At 73.5% G+C, this 16548-nt stretch carries 14 protein-coding genes; 8 read left to right on the top strand and 6 right to left on the bottom strand.

Translation table 11 applies throughout. The features are described 5' to 3' along the window. Positions 1-2208 (top strand): colicin E3/pyocin S6 family cytotoxin (locus ABT186_RS25535; RefSeq protein ID WP_351926975.1); only part of this gene is annotated, 2208 nt, incomplete at its 5' end. After that, complete coding sequence (locus ABT186_RS25530; protein ID WP_351222509.1) at positions 2205-2435, top strand: DUF7683 domain-containing protein; 231 nt, start codon at positions 2205-2207, stop codon at positions 2433-2435. The genes ABT186_RS25535 and ABT186_RS25530, both read left to right, overlap by 4 nt. Before the next feature lie 139 nt (positions 2436-2574). Here ABT186_RS25530 and ABT186_RS25525 read toward each other — a convergent pair whose 3' ends face one another. The 3 genes from ABT186_RS25525 to ABT186_RS25515 all read right to left on the bottom strand — a co-directional run bounded on the left by ABT186_RS25525 (position 2575) and on the right by ABT186_RS25515 (position 7021). Further along, positions 2575-2730 (bottom strand): hypothetical protein, encoded by a 156-nt coding sequence (locus ABT186_RS25525; RefSeq protein WP_351222507.1) that lies wholly within the window; start codon positions 2728-2730, stop codon positions 2575-2577. Between the two features lie 68 nt (positions 2731-2798). Beyond that, complete coding sequence (locus ABT186_RS25520; RefSeq protein WP_351926973.1) at positions 2799-5924, bottom strand: sacsin N-terminal ATP-binding-like domain-containing protein; 3126 nt, start codon at positions 5922-5924, stop codon at positions 2799-2801. 170 nt (positions 5925-6094) lie between these two features. Then, on the bottom strand, positions 6095-7021 hold the full coding sequence (locus tag ABT186_RS25515; RefSeq protein ID WP_351222504.1) for a DUF3027 domain-containing protein: 927 nt from the start codon (positions 7019-7021) through the stop codon (positions 6095-6097). A 351-nt stretch (positions 7022-7372) separates the two neighbouring features. Here ABT186_RS25515 and ABT186_RS25510 point away from each other — a divergent pair, with 351 nt between their 5' ends. From ABT186_RS25510 to ABT186_RS25495, 4 genes are all read left to right on the top strand, one after another. Further along, on the top strand, positions 7373-8800 hold the full coding sequence (locus tag ABT186_RS25510) for an MFS transporter (protein ID WP_351222502.1): 1428 nt from the start codon (positions 7373-7375) through the stop codon (positions 8798-8800). 308 nt (positions 8801-9108) lie between these two features. Continuing rightward, positions 9109-9570: a DUF2771 domain-containing protein gene (locus ABT186_RS25505; protein WP_351222500.1), complete on the top strand. Its 462-nt coding sequence runs from the start codon at positions 9109-9111 to the stop codon at positions 9568-9570. Further along, complete coding sequence (locus ABT186_RS25500) at positions 9540-10289, top strand: futalosine hydrolase (RefSeq protein ID WP_351926971.1); 750 nt, start codon at positions 9540-9542, stop codon at positions 10287-10289. Before ABT186_RS25505 ends, ABT186_RS25500 begins: the two co-directional genes overlap by 31 nt. Next, entirely contained in the window at positions 10273-11136 is an 864-nt protein-coding gene (locus ABT186_RS25495; RefSeq protein WP_351222496.1) for a 1,4-dihydroxy-6-naphtoate synthase, read from the top strand. The genes ABT186_RS25500 and ABT186_RS25495 overlap by 17 nt, the downstream gene beginning before the upstream one ends. A gap of 10 nt (positions 11137-11146) precedes the next feature. Here ABT186_RS25495 and ABT186_RS25490 read toward each other — a convergent pair whose 3' ends face one another. Further along, positions 11147-11530, bottom strand: a complete 384-nt coding sequence (locus ABT186_RS25490) for a cold-shock protein (RefSeq protein WP_055490491.1) — start codon at positions 11528-11530, stop codon at positions 11147-11149. Positions 11531-11705: 175 nt separating this feature from the next. On the opposite strand from ABT186_RS25490, the gene ABT186_RS25485 reads away from it, so the two are divergent. After that, positions 11706-11957, top strand: coding sequence for a hypothetical protein (locus ABT186_RS25485; RefSeq protein WP_351222493.1), 252 nt, complete (start codon positions 11706-11708; stop codon positions 11955-11957). 44 nt (positions 11958-12001) lie between these two features. Here the strand turns inward: ABT186_RS25485 and ABT186_RS25480 are convergent, their stop codons facing one another. Continuing rightward, on the bottom strand, positions 12002-12628 hold the full coding sequence (locus tag ABT186_RS25480; protein WP_351222491.1) for an HAD family hydrolase: 627 nt from the start codon (positions 12626-12628) through the stop codon (positions 12002-12004). A gap of 18 nt (positions 12629-12646) precedes the next feature. Further along, positions 12647-13651 carry an HAAS signaling domain-containing protein gene (locus ABT186_RS25475; protein ID WP_351926969.1) on the bottom strand — a complete coding sequence of 335 codons (1005 nt, stop codon included), beginning with the start codon at positions 13649-13651 and terminating at the stop codon, positions 12647-12649. Positions 13652-13950: 299 nt separating this feature from the next. Here ABT186_RS25475 and ABT186_RS25470 point away from each other — a divergent pair, with 299 nt between their 5' ends. Beyond that, entirely contained in the window at positions 13951-16533 is a 2583-nt protein-coding gene (locus ABT186_RS25470) for a helicase-associated domain-containing protein (protein WP_351222487.1), read from the top strand. The last annotated feature ends 15 nt before the right edge of the window (positions 16534-16548 follow it).

Raw genomic sequence — 16548 nt, 5'->3', positions numbered from 1 at the left:
GAAGCTGACGCGGCCGCCGCGGCGGCACGTGCCCAGGCCGCGGAGGCCACGCGGGCCGCCAATGCAGCGGAAGGCCTGGCCCGCAAGGCGGCGACGGCTGCCCGCGAGGCGCGCGACGCGGCCAACTCGGCAGCCACACACGCGGACAACGCGGCGAAGGCGGCCGACGAGGCAGCGGACCACGCCGGGGAGGCCGCCAAGGCGGCGGCCCAGTCCACCGCACACGCGAAGGCCGCCAAGGATGCGGCAGACGCCGCGAGCGCGGCCGTGGCCAAGGCCAAGTCCGTCCACGACCTCGCCCGTCAGATCGAGGCGGAGGAGCTGACCGCCCGCACGAACGAGGGCGTCGAAAGGGCCAAGGAGCTCAAGGCTCAGGAAGACCGGCGCGCAGCGGAACGGGCCCGGGTCGACCAGGCGTCCAAGGATCTCGAGAACGACGCCCGGCAACTGGCCTCGGCGGCCGCCCGCCCCGGCGCCGACACCAGGAGCGTGGCCGCCGAGGGCCGTGACATCGCGCTGCGCACCATGAAGACGCGGGGCCCCTGGAGCCGTGCGGCGGCCGAGGACGCCCTCGGCGGCACGGACACCGACGTGAGCGACTACGCACGCTCCGGCCGCGAGGAGGCCGCCCAGCAGGACGACCGCTCCCGGGTGGAGTCGCTGGCCCTGGAATCACCGTCGCCCGGCATCCGGAGCAAGGCCGAGGAGGCCCTGAACGGTGATGCGGCAGCGATCGGCACATTCCTGCAGGACGGCCAGTACCAGGCGGTCGCTGAGGACTTCCGCGTCTACATCACGCAGGTGATCTCCCGCGGTGGGCCCAACGTCCAGGACTCCGGACGTGCGGCGCTGAACTCCGGGTCCGTCGCCAGGTACCGCGCGTTCATCACCTCGGGGCAGTACGACGCCCGCAGCGAGGACGAGCGGGTACGCGCGGCCCAGCTCATCGACAGCGGCGGCCCCGAGGTCAAGGCGGCGGCCCGTATCGCGCTGGAGGGCCCGGCGGCGCTGCTGCACGCCTTCATCCAGCGGGGTCAGTACCAGGCGCAGCGCAAGGACCAGCTGGCCGCGAGCCATGTCGCCTTGGTGCAGCAGATGATCTCCGAGGCCGCCTCCGTCGCGGCCACGGCGCAGAAGAACGCCGCCGAGGCGGGCAAGGTCGCCGCCACGGCACGCAAGGCCGCGGCCGAGGCCACCGAGTACGCCAAGCAGGCGCAGGCATCGGCGACGGCCGCCAAGGGATACGCCGACGACGCCGCGAAGTCCGCGAAACAGGCCGAGACGTCCGCCGCGAACGCCGCTGCTTCGGCCAGGACGGCCCGCGCCGCGGAGGCGGACGCCCATGCGGCGGCGGCCCGCGCGGTCGATTCGGCCACTCAGGCGCAGAGTTCGGCCAACTGGGCCCGGGGGTCGGCCGACGAGGCATGGAGCGCCGCCAGGGACGCCCGCGCATCGGCCGTCGCCGCGGGGAAGGACTCGGCGGCCGCCGGCAAGGCGGCGCAGGACGCCTTTCACACGGCCGTCGTCAAGCAGGAACAGGAAGAGGCCGAGTACCGCAGGACGGAGGAGGCCTGGCGGAAGGCGCAGAGCGAGGAAGCCCCGGACGACTCCGGCGACGACTGGATTCCGGACTGGCTGTCGGACACGGCGGACACGGTCGTCACCTACGGCGAAGCGATCCTGACCAACAAGGACGTCTGGGTGGGGCTCGCCGAAACGGGCACCGGCGTCGTGATGATGGGCGTGGGCGGGTCCGGCGACATCGCGGGCGGCGCCCTGTGCATCACCGGCATCGGCTGCCTGGCGGGCGCACCGGCCATCGCGGCCAGCACGACCCTCGCGGTCTCCGGTGCCTTCACCAGCGCCGACGGACTGGGCCGGTTCAACGACGGCCTGGGCCAGGCGCTGCGCGAGGCGCAGAGCAAGAGCAACGTCACCAAGGTCGTACAGCCCGGCCCGAAGCCGGCGCCGAGCAACCTCCCGGCGTTCCCCAAGGCGGCCAGGGCCAAGCCCAAGACGCCGGTGCAGGGAGGCGGCGGCCTGCGCAAGCGCTGGAAGGATCCCGGCACCGGAGACATCTACGAGTGGGACTCCCAGCACGGAACGGTCGAGAAGTACAACAAGCGGGGTAAGCACCTCGGGGAGTTCGACCCGAATACTGGAGACCAGACCAAGCCCGCGGACGGATCCCGGAGAGTGACGCCATGAGATTCCTTGTCGCCCGCTATGCGAAGGACGAGGACTCGCCCGACTCGGTCACGGACGTCTCGTCCGCCGGTGTCGACGCCTTCTCGGCCCTCCTTGGCATCCCGCCGTCCGGACTCACCGATGTGTATCCGCTGGGGCAGGAGCACGCGGAGGCGTTCCGCCGTCTCACCGGCATGGGACTCGATCTGGACCACTACGAGTACTTCCTCGAAGTGGAAGCGGACTGAGAAGCCGTAGCCGGCCGGGCGCATGAAGCACTCCGGGGCTGCCCCACGGGGCAGCCCCGGATCGCTCGGTGAGGCGAAGAGGGTTACTTCACGTCCTTGTCGGTCTCCCAGTTGGCGCGGGACAGCTTGCCGGTGACCGTCAGGGTCCTTTCGGCCGGGAGAAGCTGACGTTCAGCGTGTACGGCGTGCCGGCCGTCGCGGTGAGCGCCGCCTTGCCTCCGGCGGGACCGCCGGCCTGCGCGGCCGGCACGGCAAGGGCGGTCAGGGCCAGGGCGCCGGAGACGGCGGCGCGCATTCGTTCCCCAACGGGACAATGGGGCCCACGGGCCGGCTACACGTGGGGCCCGAGTGCAAGCCCGGGGCTCAGTCGAACCACCGGTCCCGCGCCAGCTCCTCCGTACGGGACGGGTCCTCCAGCAGGGCGGCCACCTCGAAGCGGCGCGGCCACTGGCCCGCAGCCCAGGCGAGTCCCGCGGCGACACCCTCCAGGGTGGCGGCGTGCAGCACTCCGTCCGATGTGAGACGCCAGTCGATCTCCACGCCGTCGACGACGAGTTCCTCGTGCTCGACGTACGACACCGGGGTGGCCGGTCCGAGCAGGACCCGTACGGACTCCGGTACGTCGTGCTCGGCTCCCTCGGAGGTCACCAGGCCCGTCACCGACTCGCTCAGCCGCCGCACCTGGAACAGCTCGGCGAGGTCCGCGGCCCGGGCCGGGCGGACGGGCAGCAGCGGGACGCCCTCCGTGAAGGGCAGCAGGTCGGGCGAGTCGACGACCACGGCGTCGGCGGCGTCCACGACGGTCACCCGGCCGTCGACGACCGCGCGCAGCTCGTCCGGCAGGGTCACCTGCTCCGGGTCCAGTTCGGCCAGCGCGCCGTACAGGGCGTGGAGCTGGGCGGCGGAGACGGGGCGGTCCGGGTCGGCGAGCCGGTCGAGGAGCTCGGCGGCACCGCCGGGCTCGTCCAGCAGCGCGGTCACGGAGGTGCGCACGCCCAGCGCCCGCAACACCTGCTCGTCCTCGAAGCCGGTCGCGTCGGCCTCCTCGTACAGGCCGTGCAGCAGCGGGTCGCCACCGGCGGCGCGCAGGCCGGCGGGGCGGCGGCCGTCGAGGACGGGGTGGCCACGGAGCCACCAGGCCGAGTACGGGCGTACGACCTCGTGGGTGCCGTCCGGCAGCAGGATCCGAACGGGCTGGGTGAGCGCGTCCCGCAGCGGGGGCTGCGAGAGGAGGGCGAGGGCCTGCGACCAGCGGTCGTCGTCGACGAGGTCGAGGTCGCGTACGGCGACGATCTCGGTCGCCACCGGCGGTACGGGTGTGTCGGGCAGCCGGTCGAGAATGTCCTCGCACCACACGTCGACGGCGTCGAGGAGCCCGGCATCGTCCGGTTCGGCGAAGTCGGAGTCGCGGGGCTCCAGTTCGTCAGGGTCGAGGACGACGTCGGTGGCGCGGACGAGGGCGAAATTCGCGAGCACGCCGCAGGCGGCCAGCGGCTGTTCACCCCAGCGCTCGGCCAGCTCGGCGTCCACGAGGGCCAGTTCGCCCTCCCGCATGACGCGCGCGAAGGGGCTGCCGGGGAGGACGAGTTCCCCGGCGGGCGCGAGTTCGCCGTCCTCGTCGGGCAGGGCGAGGGCACCGAGCCAGGGCTCGTCACCGGGTTCGAGCCCCGCCTCGCGCACCAGGGCGAGCACGTTGTCGGCCAACTCCTCGGCGTCCAGGCCCTCCTGGTCCCAGGCCGGCCCCTCGTCCTCCAGGGAGGCGGCGACGGCCGCCCGCACCTGCGGGGTGGTGAGGACGGCGCGCGGGGTGGCCGGGAGGGCGCCCAGCTTCTCCAGGAGAGGGTGGGCGGCATCCCGGTGGGCGACCTTCAGACCCAGCCGGGCGAGGGTCTCGGCCGTCACCGGCGGCCCGTCGACGGTCGGCAGCAGAACCTGCCGGGGTCCAATGGTCGTACGGCCGTCGGCGAGCGGCACCGGCAGCCCGGACAGCCGGTCCGGGTCGACCCCGGCCAGACTGTCGTACAGCCGCCACCACCAGCCCGGCTCCTTCTCCAGACCCGCGAGCCGGTCGATCGCCTCGGACAGCGGCACCCGGGAGACACCCAGCGTGCGCAGCTCCACGCGGCGTTCCAGCCCCGCGGGCAGCAGGCTGGGCAGCACCTCGGCAAGGACACGTACGGTCTCGGCACCGGCGCCCTCGATGATCTCGGCGTCGCGGGGACGCAGCACCTGCGGGAGCTCGGAGTCGTCGCCGGGGTCGTTCGCGGGCGGCAGGAAGGCCGTGCGCGGCAGCCGGTCAAGGACGGCCTGGCGCAGGGCGCCGTCCAGCTCGCCCTTGCCGAGCGGGCCAGGGACCAGGTCGATGATGCCGGGGGTCACCGGGCGCCAGGCGGCGAGGAGTTCGGCGTATGCGTCGGCGGCGCGCTCGACCAGGAAGTCGGTGAGCGGGCCGGGCGCGGCGTGACGGCGGGTCGTGTCCAGCGGGAACGAGGCGATGAGCAGCGCGGGCACCCCGAGCGCCTCGTCGCTGGGGGTGGGCGCGTGCACGACCGGTGCGGTACGGGGGCGGGCCGGGGTGCCGTCGGTGTCGACGGGCACGGCCCAGGTGACGGACCAGTGGGGACGCAGCCGCTCCTCGACGGGGCGGTCGGCGAGAAGGTCCGGGGTGAGGGGGCCGTGCTGGGAGACGGTACGCCAGCGGGTGGTGCCGATGGGGGTCCGGGAGTCCTCGACGATCGTGTCGGTGCCCTCGGTGCGTCGGCGGAGGGTGCGGATCTCCTGATCACCGATCTCGACGACGGCTTCCTCCAGCCCGGGCAGGGCGAGGAGGAGGGCGTCGTCGACGGAGTGCAGAAGCCGCTCGGCGAGGTCGGCGGCGGCCGCGTCGCGCAGCGGGAGGATGACGACGGTGTCGTACGGGTCCGGGGCGGTGCCCTCGGCGGCGAACGGCAGCCGCAGCAGCGGGACGTGCCCGTCGCGGCGGCGGATCTCGTCGCCGAGGCCGGGGCTGTGCCGGGCGGTCTCGGTGGCCAGCTCGCGGGCCTCGGCCAGCGACCAGCGGACACCGCCGTGCCGGCCGACGACCGCGGGTTCGTCGCTGACGGCGAGGACGGCCGCGAAGCCGACGCCGAAGCGGCCGACGGCGCTTTCGTGGGTGTCGCGCTTCGCGGAGGCCCGGAGGGTGGACAGCGACTCGACGCCGGCCGCGTCGAGCGGGGCACCGGTGTTGGCGGCGACGAGCACACCGTCGCGGAGGGTGAGCCGGAGCCGGCCGCGGACATTGGCCCGGGCCGCCGCGTCGGCGGCGTTCTGCGCGAGCTCGACGACCAGCCGGTCGCGGTATCCGCCGAGGACGAGGTCCTCCTCGGCGTTGGCGTCCTCGCGGAACCGGGCCGGACTGGTGGCCCAGGCGTCCAGCACCCCGCGCCGCAGTCGGGCCGTGCCGAAGGGATCCGCGCCCTCGGCTGCCGGCTGCACGAATTTGCTCACGCTTCATCCTCCAGGTTCAGCTTGGCTGGATGAAGGTACCGTGCGCCGAGGTGACCGTCCTGGGGGCTCCCGCCCCAGACCCCCGTATCGGCCTTGACGGCCCCGTCCTCAAACTCCCCCGAGCTCTTCGAGCAGGGGTGCTCCCGGACGGGCTTTTCGGTACTCCCCGGTTACGAATGACCAAGTTCCGCCGACGACTCGTCCGCCACCGGCGGAACCGACCCCGAGTCCGGGGACGGCCGCAGCGGGAACGGTTCCACCTTCGTCTCGTCGACCACCGGCGGGGCCGGCCGCGGTGGCTTCGGCATGACCGCCGCCTCCGAGTGGCCGCCGCAGCCGTACGTCAGGGAGACCACGCGGCCGTCCGCCGGGGAGAACTCGTTGGCACACACGCCGAAGGCCTGCCCCAGCGAGCCACCGATCGGGACCAGGAAGGCGCAGCTGACACAGGTCGCGGGCGCCGCCTGTGCCATCGGCGTCTTCGCGCCGAACGCCTCTTCCCAGCGGTCCGCCGCGATATGCAGGCCGTAGCGGGACAGAACCCGGGCGCGGCGCAGGCCCAGTTCCTCCGCCACCGCCGCGATCGAGCCGCGCGACGGCGCGATCGGCAGGTTCGCCGGGGCTCCGGCGGTCACCTCCGCGTCCTCCGCCTCGACCAGCTCCGCCATCTCCCCGGAGACAGCCGCGCTCGGCAGCGGCTCGTCCTCACCCGAGAAACCGGGCTCCAGACGCAGGTCCTCGGCGTCCGTCGGCAGCAGGTCGCCGGGGCCCAGATCACCGGGGCGCAGGCGCTCGCTCCACGGCACCCACTGCGGCGCGAGCAGCGCGTCGGGGCCGGGCAGCAGCACCGTCTCGTCCAGCGTGACCACCTTCGCGCGCGACGCGCGCGCGACCGTCACCGCCCAGCGCCAGCCGCGGTAGCCCAGCTCCTTGCACTCAAAAAAGTGCGTGACAACACGGTCACCCTCGGACACCATCCCGACGTGCTCGCCGACGACGCCGGGCGCGGCGGCCTCCTCGGCGGCGGCGCGGGCGAGGTCGACGGCCTCGGCGCACAGGCGGTCGGGGGTGCGGCTTCGCGTTGTCGCTGCGCTCACAGGTATCGCTTCTCTCCTACGCCGTCTCACGGGTGCGCCCTTCCTCGGCTTGAGGAGCGGACGGAGCGGACCGGAGGGCCGCGTCGACGTCCGCGCCCGATCGCGCTCGGGCGCACCTACACCATCCATTCTGCGGGATGAATGAGAGGCGCGCGGCCGAGAACAATCGCCACGGCGCGCTACGCACGCTACCCTCTCCCGGCTCCGGGGCCCACACCGAGTCCATGAGGGTTTGCCGGAGCCCGGTCCTCGACGCCCCGGGCCCCGCCGCGCGCTTCCCGTTCGACATCACTCGATCCAATACGCGCGGCAACAGCACTACCCCCGCCCTTCTCGGGGCACTATGGCGGGGTGGCAGCCGCGAGGTCGTCCCAGGGCGCCGCCGGGGTCGGCGGGGTCAAGGGGAGCACCCGGAGTGGCGGTTCGGGCCGGTTCGGCGGTTCCGTCCGCTCGCTCGGCCGTGCCCTGCACTTCCCCTTCACCGGTGCCGCCCGCGGCATCCGCAAGGCCACGCACGCGCACGGCGCCGGGGAGTCCGGCCTCGGAAAGCTGATCGAACTGCACGCCGTGAACGGTGCCGGCGACGTCATGATCACCGTCGCCCTCGCCTCCACCGTCTTCTTCTCCGTGCCGACCGACGAGGCCCGCGGGCGCGTCGCGCTGTATCTCGCCATCACCATGGCGCCGTTCACGGTCCTCGCGCCCGTGATCGGCCCGCTCCTCGACCGCCTCCCGCACGGCCGCCGGGCCGCGATGGCGGGCGCGATGCTCGCCCGCGCCCTGCTCGCGCTGATCATCTCGGGGGCGGTCGCCGGCGGAGGCCTGGAGCTGTATCCGGCCGCGCTGGGGGTCCTGGTGGCGTCCAAGGCCTACGGCGTCGTCCGCAGCGCCGTGGTGCCACGGCTCCTGCCGCCCCGCTTCTCCCTGGTGAAGGCCAACTCCCGGGTCACCCTCAGCGGCCTCCTCGCGACCGGCGTGGCCGCGCCCATCGGCGCCGGACTGCACGCCATCGGCCCGAGCTGGCCGTTGTACGGCGCCTTCGTGATCTTCATCGCGGGTACGTTCCTGTCGTTCTCGCTGCCACCGAAGGTCGACTCCGCCAAGGGCGAGGACGTCGCGCTGCTCGCCGCGGACGCCGAGCATCTGCACGGACCCCACCGCAAGACGACCCTGCGCCGCCCCGGACTGCGCACGGTGGGCCCCGCCGTCACCCACGCCCTGGGCGCCAACGCCGCCCTGCGCTGCCTGTCCGGCTTCCTGATCTTCTTCCTCGCCTTCCTGCTGCGCGAGCACCCGCTCACCGGCGAGAGCGCGGCGGTGTCGCTGGGCATCGTGGGCGTCTCGGCGGGCGCGGGCAACGCGCTCGGCACGGCCGTCGGCGCCTGGCTGAAATCACGCGCACCGGAAGTGATCATCGTGACGGTCGTGGCGATCGTGCTGGGCGCCGCGATCGCTGCGGCGGTCTTCTTCGGCGCACCCCTGGTGGCATGCCTGGCGGCGATCGCCGGGTTCGCGCAGGCGCTCGCCAAGCTGTCCTTGGACGCGCTGATCCAGCGGGACGTGCCGGAGCTGGTCCGTACGTCCGCGTTCGCGCGCTCCGAGACACTGCTGCAGATGGCGTGGGTGCTGGGCGGCGCGATCGGCATCGTGCTGCCGTTGAACGGGGTGCTGGGGCTCGCGGTGGGCGCCGCGATCGTCGCGGCGGGCTGGCTGACGACGGCACGGGGGCTGCTGGCCTCGGCCCGCCACGGGGGCGCTACCCGGCCACGGGTGGCATGACGGCGACGGAGCTGCGGGCAGTCGTGCCGCTGGGGCGGCACGGGTGGGCGATGGGGGTCCCCCTGCTCGAGCGAAGCCGAGAGCTTGGGGGAGGCACCCTGCCGGCGCCGGGCAGCGAAACCCACCCCCGGCCGACCTCACCACCGGTGCCTCGCAAACCGTGGGGCTCGCCCCAGGCCCACGAAGCCGCACCGATCATGTACCGGTTGCTTCGCCGGCGAGGCGCTCGGCACCTGATCGCACGAGCGCGCGGCACGTCGTACACCCCACGTGGGGAGCGCGCCGGACGTGCCCGATAGCCTTCGGCCATGACCGCACTGCGTTCCCGACGCGCCGTAGCCGCCTTCGGCGCCGTTTCCGCCGGGCTTCTCCTGTTGTCCGCCTGTAACAAGCCGACGCCGCTGGCGACCATCACGGTCGGCACGAACACGGTGAGCTCCCAGACCGACTGCTACAACGACGGCAAGACGGTGTCGGCCGCGGATCTGGCGAAGTGCCTGAAGTCGAAGGACATCAAGTCGATCACGGTCGACCCCGATGCGACGGTCCGCTTCGGCGTGGACCCGAGCATCGCGGACAAGGGCTGGACGATCCTGATGAACGGCCAGCCGCTGACCGACTCCAGCAAGAAGACCTACCGCACGATCCCGGGCAGCGTGTTCTTCAACGCCCAGTACGGGGCGAGCGGCAACTCCACGCTCGTCTCCGTCAAGGAGGGCGAGAACACGGTGACGGGCCTGTGGACCTTCAAGCTCAAGAAGGCTTCCTGACCACGTCCGTACGTGTCCTGGTGGCCACCGCGGTCCCTGTGGAACGGGACGCGGTGGCCAGGGCGTTCGCGGGGCCGGGTGACCAGGTGGCGCTGCCCGGGGCCACCCTGCACCGGATCGGCGCCCTCGATCTCGTCGCCGTCGGCGTGGGCCCCGCTCTCGCTGCCGCCACCACCGCCTCCGTACTCACCGCCGCCGCTCTGCGGGGCACCCCCTACGACCTCGTCGTCTCCGCCGGCATCGCGGGCGGGTTCGCGCCGCACGCGCCCGTCGGCTCGCTCGTCGTCGCCGACGACATCGTGGCCGCCGATCTCGGGGCCGAGACCCCGGACGGTTTCGTGCCCGTCACCGAACTCGGCTTCGGGACCGTCAACCACCGACCGCCGCAATCACTCGTACAAGACCTCGCCGCCGCCATCGGTGCGCCCACCGGGGCGGTACTCACCGTCTCCACGGTGACCGGGAGCGCCGCACGCGCCGCCGAGCTGCGCGCCCGGCATCCACACGCGCTCGCCGAGGCGATGGAGGGGTTCGGCGTCGCCGAGGCTGCCGCCGCGCACGGCACCCCCGTCGTGGAGATCCGGGCCGTCTCCAACCCCGTCGGCCCGCGCGACCGCGCCGCCTGGCGCATCGGCGACGCCCTCTCGGCCCTCACCGCGGGCTTCGGGAAGCTCGCGCCCGTACTGGAGAGTTGGAAAAGGCATGACCGCACTCAGTGAGCACCGGCAGCCCCTGCAGATCGCGTACTCGCCCTGCCCGAACGACACCTTCGTCTTCGAGGCCCTCGCGCACGGCCGCGTCCCGGGTGCGCCCGCCCTCGACGTCACCTTCGCCGACATCGACATCACCAACGGCATGGCCGAGCGCGGCGAGTTCGACGTACTGAAGGTGTCGTACGCCGTCCTGCCGTACGTCCTCGACGAGTACGCCCTGCTGCCGTGCGGCGGCGCACTGGGCCGGGGCTGCGGGCCACTCGTGCTCACCCGGGAACCGGGGATCGACCTGACCGGCAGGACGGTCGCCGTGCCGAGCGAGAAGTCGACGGCCTATCTGCTCTTCCGCCTCTGGGCCGCCGACACCGTGCCCGGCGGGGTCGGTGAGATCGTCGTCATGCCCTTCCACGAGATCATGCCCGCCGTGCGGGACGGGAAGGTCGACGCGGGGCTCGTCATCCACGAGGCGCGGTTCACGTACCAGAACTACGGGCTGCACAAGCTCGCCGACATGGGCGAGCACTGGGAGGACACCACCGGTCTGCCGATTCCACTGGGCGCGATCATCGCCAAGCGGTCGCTGGGCGCGGACACGCTGAAGCTGCTCGCCGAGTCCATCCGTACGTCCGTACGGGCGGCCTGGGACGACCCGGAGGTGTCCCGCCCGTACGTCATGGAACACGCACAGGAGATGGACCCGGCGGTGGCGGACCAGCACATCGGGCTGTACGTCAACGAGTTCACGGCCGACCTGGGCGAGGACGGCTACGCCGCGATCCGGGGCCTGCTCACGCGCGCGGCGGCCGAGGGGCTCGTACCGCCCCTCGGCCCGAACGCGCTCCTCTTCCCGTGAGCCGTGAGGTCTAGACGTCCAGCTGGTCGGCGACCGCGCGCAGCAGGCCCGCGATCTTCTTGCCGGAGGCCTTGTCGGGGTAGCGGCCCTTCTCCAGCATCGGCGTGATGTTCTCCAGGAGGGTCGTCAGATCCTGGACGATGGACGCCAGTTCGTCCGGCTTCTTGCGCTGCGCAGCGGCGACCGACGGGGTGGGGTCCAGAAGCGTGACGGACAGCGCCTGGTCGCCGCGCTGGCCCGCGACGACTCCGAACTCCACGCGCTGTCCCGGCTTCAGGGAATCGACTCCGGCGGGGAGAACCGAGGAATGGACGAAGACGTCGCCGCCGTCGTCGCGGGAGAGAAAGCCGAAGCCCTTCTCGCTGTTGAACCACTTGACCTTGCCGGTAGGCACGTCTGTCCTCGTCCTCGTACTCGTCGGAAACTGCGTCTGCAAAGTGTTTCGGGAAACCGCTCTGGATAGCACTGCAGCGGGCCGCGCGGACCCGCCGGTACCAAGGCTAATGGTCCGGGGGCTGGTGACAAGACGTCGCCGAGTGGTTCCTCGCGGTGGGAACTACCCTGGTCCGGTGCGTGACAAAACCCAAGCGAATTCCGCCGCGGCCGGCGACCGGCTGATCCGTGCCGGTGCCATCGTGTTCTTCGTCGGAGCAGTTGCCACTTTGGTCACGGTGGCCCCACTACTGCTCGGGACGAAGCCTTTCCCGACCTACATGTACGGGCTGAGCATGCTCATGGGCCTGGGCTTCCTGATGGCCGGGGCAGGAGTGCTCCAGTCGGTCGCGGAGGGCCGCAGGCGGGCGCGTCAGGCGCGGTCGTAGGGCTCGTCTCCCGGGACCGCCGGCCGGGCCTCGCCCACGGACCGCTACCGGGGTTCGTAGTCGGCCAGCCAGGCGGGGAACTCGGTGAGGTCGGTGAGGACGACGTCCGCACCCGCGGCCCGCAGCTCGTCGGCGGCACAGGGGCCGGTCGCGACGGCGACGGAGTACGCGTCGGCGGTACGGGCACCCCGGACGTCACCCGTGTGGTCGCCGACGTAGACGGCCGCACCGTGTTCGAGCAGCGCCTCCGCCTTGCGCTCGGCCCACAGGTCGCCGATGACGGCGTCGGGCTGGATGCCGAGGTGCTCCAGGTGCAGTTTGGCGTTGGGCTCGTACTTGGCGGTGACGACGATCGCGCGCCCGCCGGCCGCCTGCACGGTCTCGATCGCCTCGCGGGCGCCGGGCAGAGCGGGCGTCGCGGCGATCGCGATTGTGGGGTACATCTCACGGTAGAGATCGGCCATGGCCTCGATCCGCTCCGCCGGGAACCAGTTGACCAGCTCGTCGGCGAGCGGCGGCCCGAGCCGGGTGATGGCCAGATCGGCGTCGATGTAGGTCCCCGTCCGGGCGGAAAGCGCCTGGTAGCAGGCGTGGATACCGGGCCGGGAGTCGATCAGCGTCATGTCGAGGTCAAAGCCGACGGTAAGGGCGCCAGAGGTCATGGGGGCCATTGTCCCTTGGGGCGAACGTCACTTCTGGCGCTGTGAGCGCCACACCAGGTACAGGGCGGAGGCGACGGCCGCTCCCCGTACGACCCAGGGCCAGGTCTGGGCGATCGCGTCGTTCATGTGGCCCTCCGCGATGGGGGCGCCCCAGCGGCCGTCGGTGCGGCCCCAGAGCCAGACGATGCCGGCGGCCGCGACCAGGCCGGGCATGCCCATGACCGCCCACTTGGACTCGGCGGGGCTCAGCCGTCGGGACGCCCAGGCGATGAGCCAGCCGAGACCCAGGGCGAACCAGTTGCCGAGCACGGCACCCGCGACGAGGAGCAGGGCGGCGAGCAGCAGCAGCGGGTTGCTGCGGCCGGTGAGGCGGGGCAGGCGGCGGCGCCGGGCGGCCGGCTCCTCGGCGGGGGCGGCTTCCACGGCCGGTTCCGGGTCGGGGTCCTTGCGACCGGCCGCCGGCTTCGGCGTGTCCCCCGGCGGAGGCTTCAGCAGGTCGGGAATCTCCACACCGCCCACGAATCCGGGAACGCTGTCACCGAGCCCGAACGCTCCGTCCGGCCCGCCCTCGACACGCCACCAGTCGGGCTGCATGGCGCTGCCCCCGAGTTCGTCCGCACCGGCCAGATGCGGCGGGGAAGGGGCGTTGCGGGAGGTGTCGCCGGTGCCGGGATCGGCAGGACGGGAATCGGCGGGGCGCGGGCGCGGTACGACGCGGCGCAGGCCCTTGGGGCGGTCGTCGGCGTCGTTCGCGCGCTGGACGGGGACGGCGGCGGGACGGCTCCGGGCGGCGCCGCCCGGGGATTCGGAGGAGGCGGCGGCGACGACCTCGTCGGGGGTGCCCAGGCGGGCGAGGATACGGCGGACGGCGGCCGGGCTGTCGGCCGGGGACTGCGACCGTCGTCGGTCGATCTCGTTGCGCAGCTCCGACACGAGCCGCATACGGGCGGCCGACGGCAGCTGGCGCTGCTGGGCCAGGTCTCCGACCCGGCTCAGATAGTCGAAGACGAGCTGATCACTCTCGATCCCCACGAAGCCCCTCCGGGGTGGGCCGCTTTGACACGTACCGTACCCGGGCGTGCCCTTCCTGGGGCTGCCGCCCCCAGACCCCCGTATCGGCCTGAACGGCCTCGTCCTCAAACTCCCCCACTCCCGGCTGCGCTCGAGCGGGGGACCCCCATGACGGGCTGATGGTGCCTGGACCGGGCTGAAATGGACTGCCTTCTGCCCCATACGTGCTGCCCTCCGCCCGGCACGTGCGCCCTCCGCCCGGAAACATCACCCTGCCGACCCTGGTCACCACCCCCACCCCACCCGCTAACGTTGACCGGATGACCCCCGAGGAGCGTTCACGCAAGGAACCCCCGGCCACGGGTTCCGGTGCCGCCGGGCCGCGCTCGCTGGCCGAGGATCTGCGCGCGCGGGACGATGCCTCCCTGTCCGTCCTCCTCCGCGCCCGCCCGGACCTCATCACCCCCGTCCCCACCGACCTCACCCAGCTCGCCACCCGCGCCGCCACCCGTGCGAGTGTCGTCCGTGCACTGGAGCGCCTCGACCGGTTCGCCCTGCAGACCGCCGAGGCCCTGGCCGTGGCCCCGGACCCGGCGTCGTACGACGAACTCCTCGGTCTGATGGCCGGCGACGGCGGCGCGGAGGCCGACCCCGTGGTCGCCGAGGCCCTCCCCCGCGCCGTCGCCACCCTCCGCGAGCAGGCCCTCGCCTGGGGCACCGACGAGCGCCTCCGCCTCGTCCGCACGGCCCGGGAGCTGCTCGCCCCGTCTCCGCAGCACCCCTCCCCCACCGGCCTCGGCCCCACGGTCGCCGAGGCCACCGCCGGAATGTCGCCCGGCCGGATCCAGGAGATCCTGACCACCGCCGGGCTGCCGACCACCCATGACGCCGTGTCCGCCGTGGCCTCCCTCGCCGGCCTGTTCACCGACCGCGCCCGGATGGGCGCGCTGCTCGGCACGGCCCCCGCGGAGTCCCTGGAGGTGCTGACCCGGCTGGTGTGGGGCCCGCCGTACGGTCAGGTCACCCCGGACCCCGCCCCGCGTCTGCGCTGGCTCCTCGACCGGGGCCTGCTGCTGCCCACCGCCCCGGGCACGGTGGTCCTGCCCCGCGAGGTGGCGCTGCATCTGCGCTCCGGCCGAGCGCACCGCCACACCGAACCCCTCCCGCCCGCCGTCGAGGCCGCCGCCGCACACCGTCCACAGGTTGTGGACGCGACGGCGGCCGGTCAGGCGTACACCGCGCTCGCGACCGTCGAGGAGCTGCTGAAGGACTGGGACGAGGGCGGGCCGTCGGTGCTGCGCGCGGGCGGTCTGAGCGTGCGGGACCTGAAGCGGACGGCCGTGGCGCTCGACGTGCCCGAGCCGGTGGCCGCCTTCTGGGTCGAACTCGCCTACGCGGCGGGCCTGCTGGCCTCGGACGGCGAGGCCGACGAGCGGTACGCGGCGACCCCGGCGTACGACGAGTGGCTCGAGCTGCCCACCGCCGAGCGGTGGACCCGGCTGGTCACGGCCTGGCTGGCCGCCACCCGCACGCCGGGTGTGGTCGGCGGCCGGGATGCCAAGGAGCGGACGCTCTCCGCCCTCGGCCCGGGCCTCGACCGCTCGTCCGCACCCGAGGTCCGCCATCGTGTGCTGAGCCTGCTGGCGGGGCTGCCGGAGGGCGTCTCGGCCGCCCCCGACTCGGTTCTGGCCCGCCTCCGCTGGGAGCGCGCCCTGCGCGGTGCCCAGCCGACGGCCGACGACCTGCGCACCCGCCTGGCCCAGTGGACGCTGTCCGAGGCGGAGTTGCTGGGGGTCACCGGCCGCGGCGCCCTGTCCGCGCACGGCCGCGCCCTGCTCGGCGAACACCCGGAGCAGGCGCCCGCCGCAGAGCCGTCCGGTCCCGGTGACAAGCTCCCCGTCCACCGGCAGCACCGTCCCGCGCAGCGCGATCCCCTCACCGCCGCCGAGCGGGCGGCGGCCGCCACCCGTGCCACGCGTCTGCTCGCCCCGCTGCTGCCCGAGCCGCTGGATCACGTCCTGCTCCAGGCGGACCTGACGGCGGTGGCGCCCGGCCCGCTGGAGCGGCCGCTGGCCGACATGCTCGGCGTGCTCGCGGACGTCGAGTCGAAGGGCGGCGCGACCGTCTACCGCTTCACGCCCGCCTCCGTACGCCGTGCGCTGGACGCGGGCCGTTCGGCGTCGGATCTGCACGCGTTCCTCACCGCGCACTCCCGCACCCCGGTCCCGCAGCCGCTGGCGTATCTGATCGACGACGTGGCCCGCAAGCACGGCCACCTGCGCGTCGGGGCGGCCTCGGCGTACGTGCGCTGCGACGACGACGCCCTGCTGAACGAGATCCTCGCCGACAGGCGCTCGGCCGCCCTGCGCCTGCGCCGTCTGGCCCCGACGGTCCTGGCGGCCCAGACCGACCCGGCGACGCTCCTGGACGGCCTGCGGGCGATGGGCCTCGCCCCGGCCGGGGAGTCCGCCGAGGGCGACGTCCTGATCGCCCGCGCCCATGCCCACCGCACCCCGCCCCGCACCCCGCCGGAGCCGGTCCCGGAGGGACCCCCGGCCCCCGACACCACGCTCCTCACGGCGGCCCTGCGCGCCATCCGCGCGGGCGACCTGGCATCCACGACCCCCCGCAAGCCGAGCGGTGCCCCCGCCGCTGCCGGCGGCGACCTGCCCCGCACCACCTCCGCCGAGACCCTCGCCACCATGCAGGCCGCCGTCCTCACCGGCGACTCCCTCTGGATCGGCTACGTCAACGCCGAGGGCAGCGCCAGCCAGCGTGTGATCGCTCCGATCCGCGTGGAGGGCGGATTCGTCACGGCGTACGACCACACCGCGGACGAAGTGCGTACATATCCTCTGCACAGGGTCACGGGGGTGGCCGAGCTCGCGGACGACCAGCTGTGATCGCCCCGGTATGAG

This window comes from Streptomyces sp. NPDC001634, assembly GCF_040298185.1.
Classification (GTDB): Bacteria; Actinomycetota; Actinomycetes; order Streptomycetales; family Streptomycetaceae; genus Streptomyces.
Note: the sequence above shows the minus strand (reverse complement) of the source record. Positions and strands in the feature narration are given on the sequence as shown.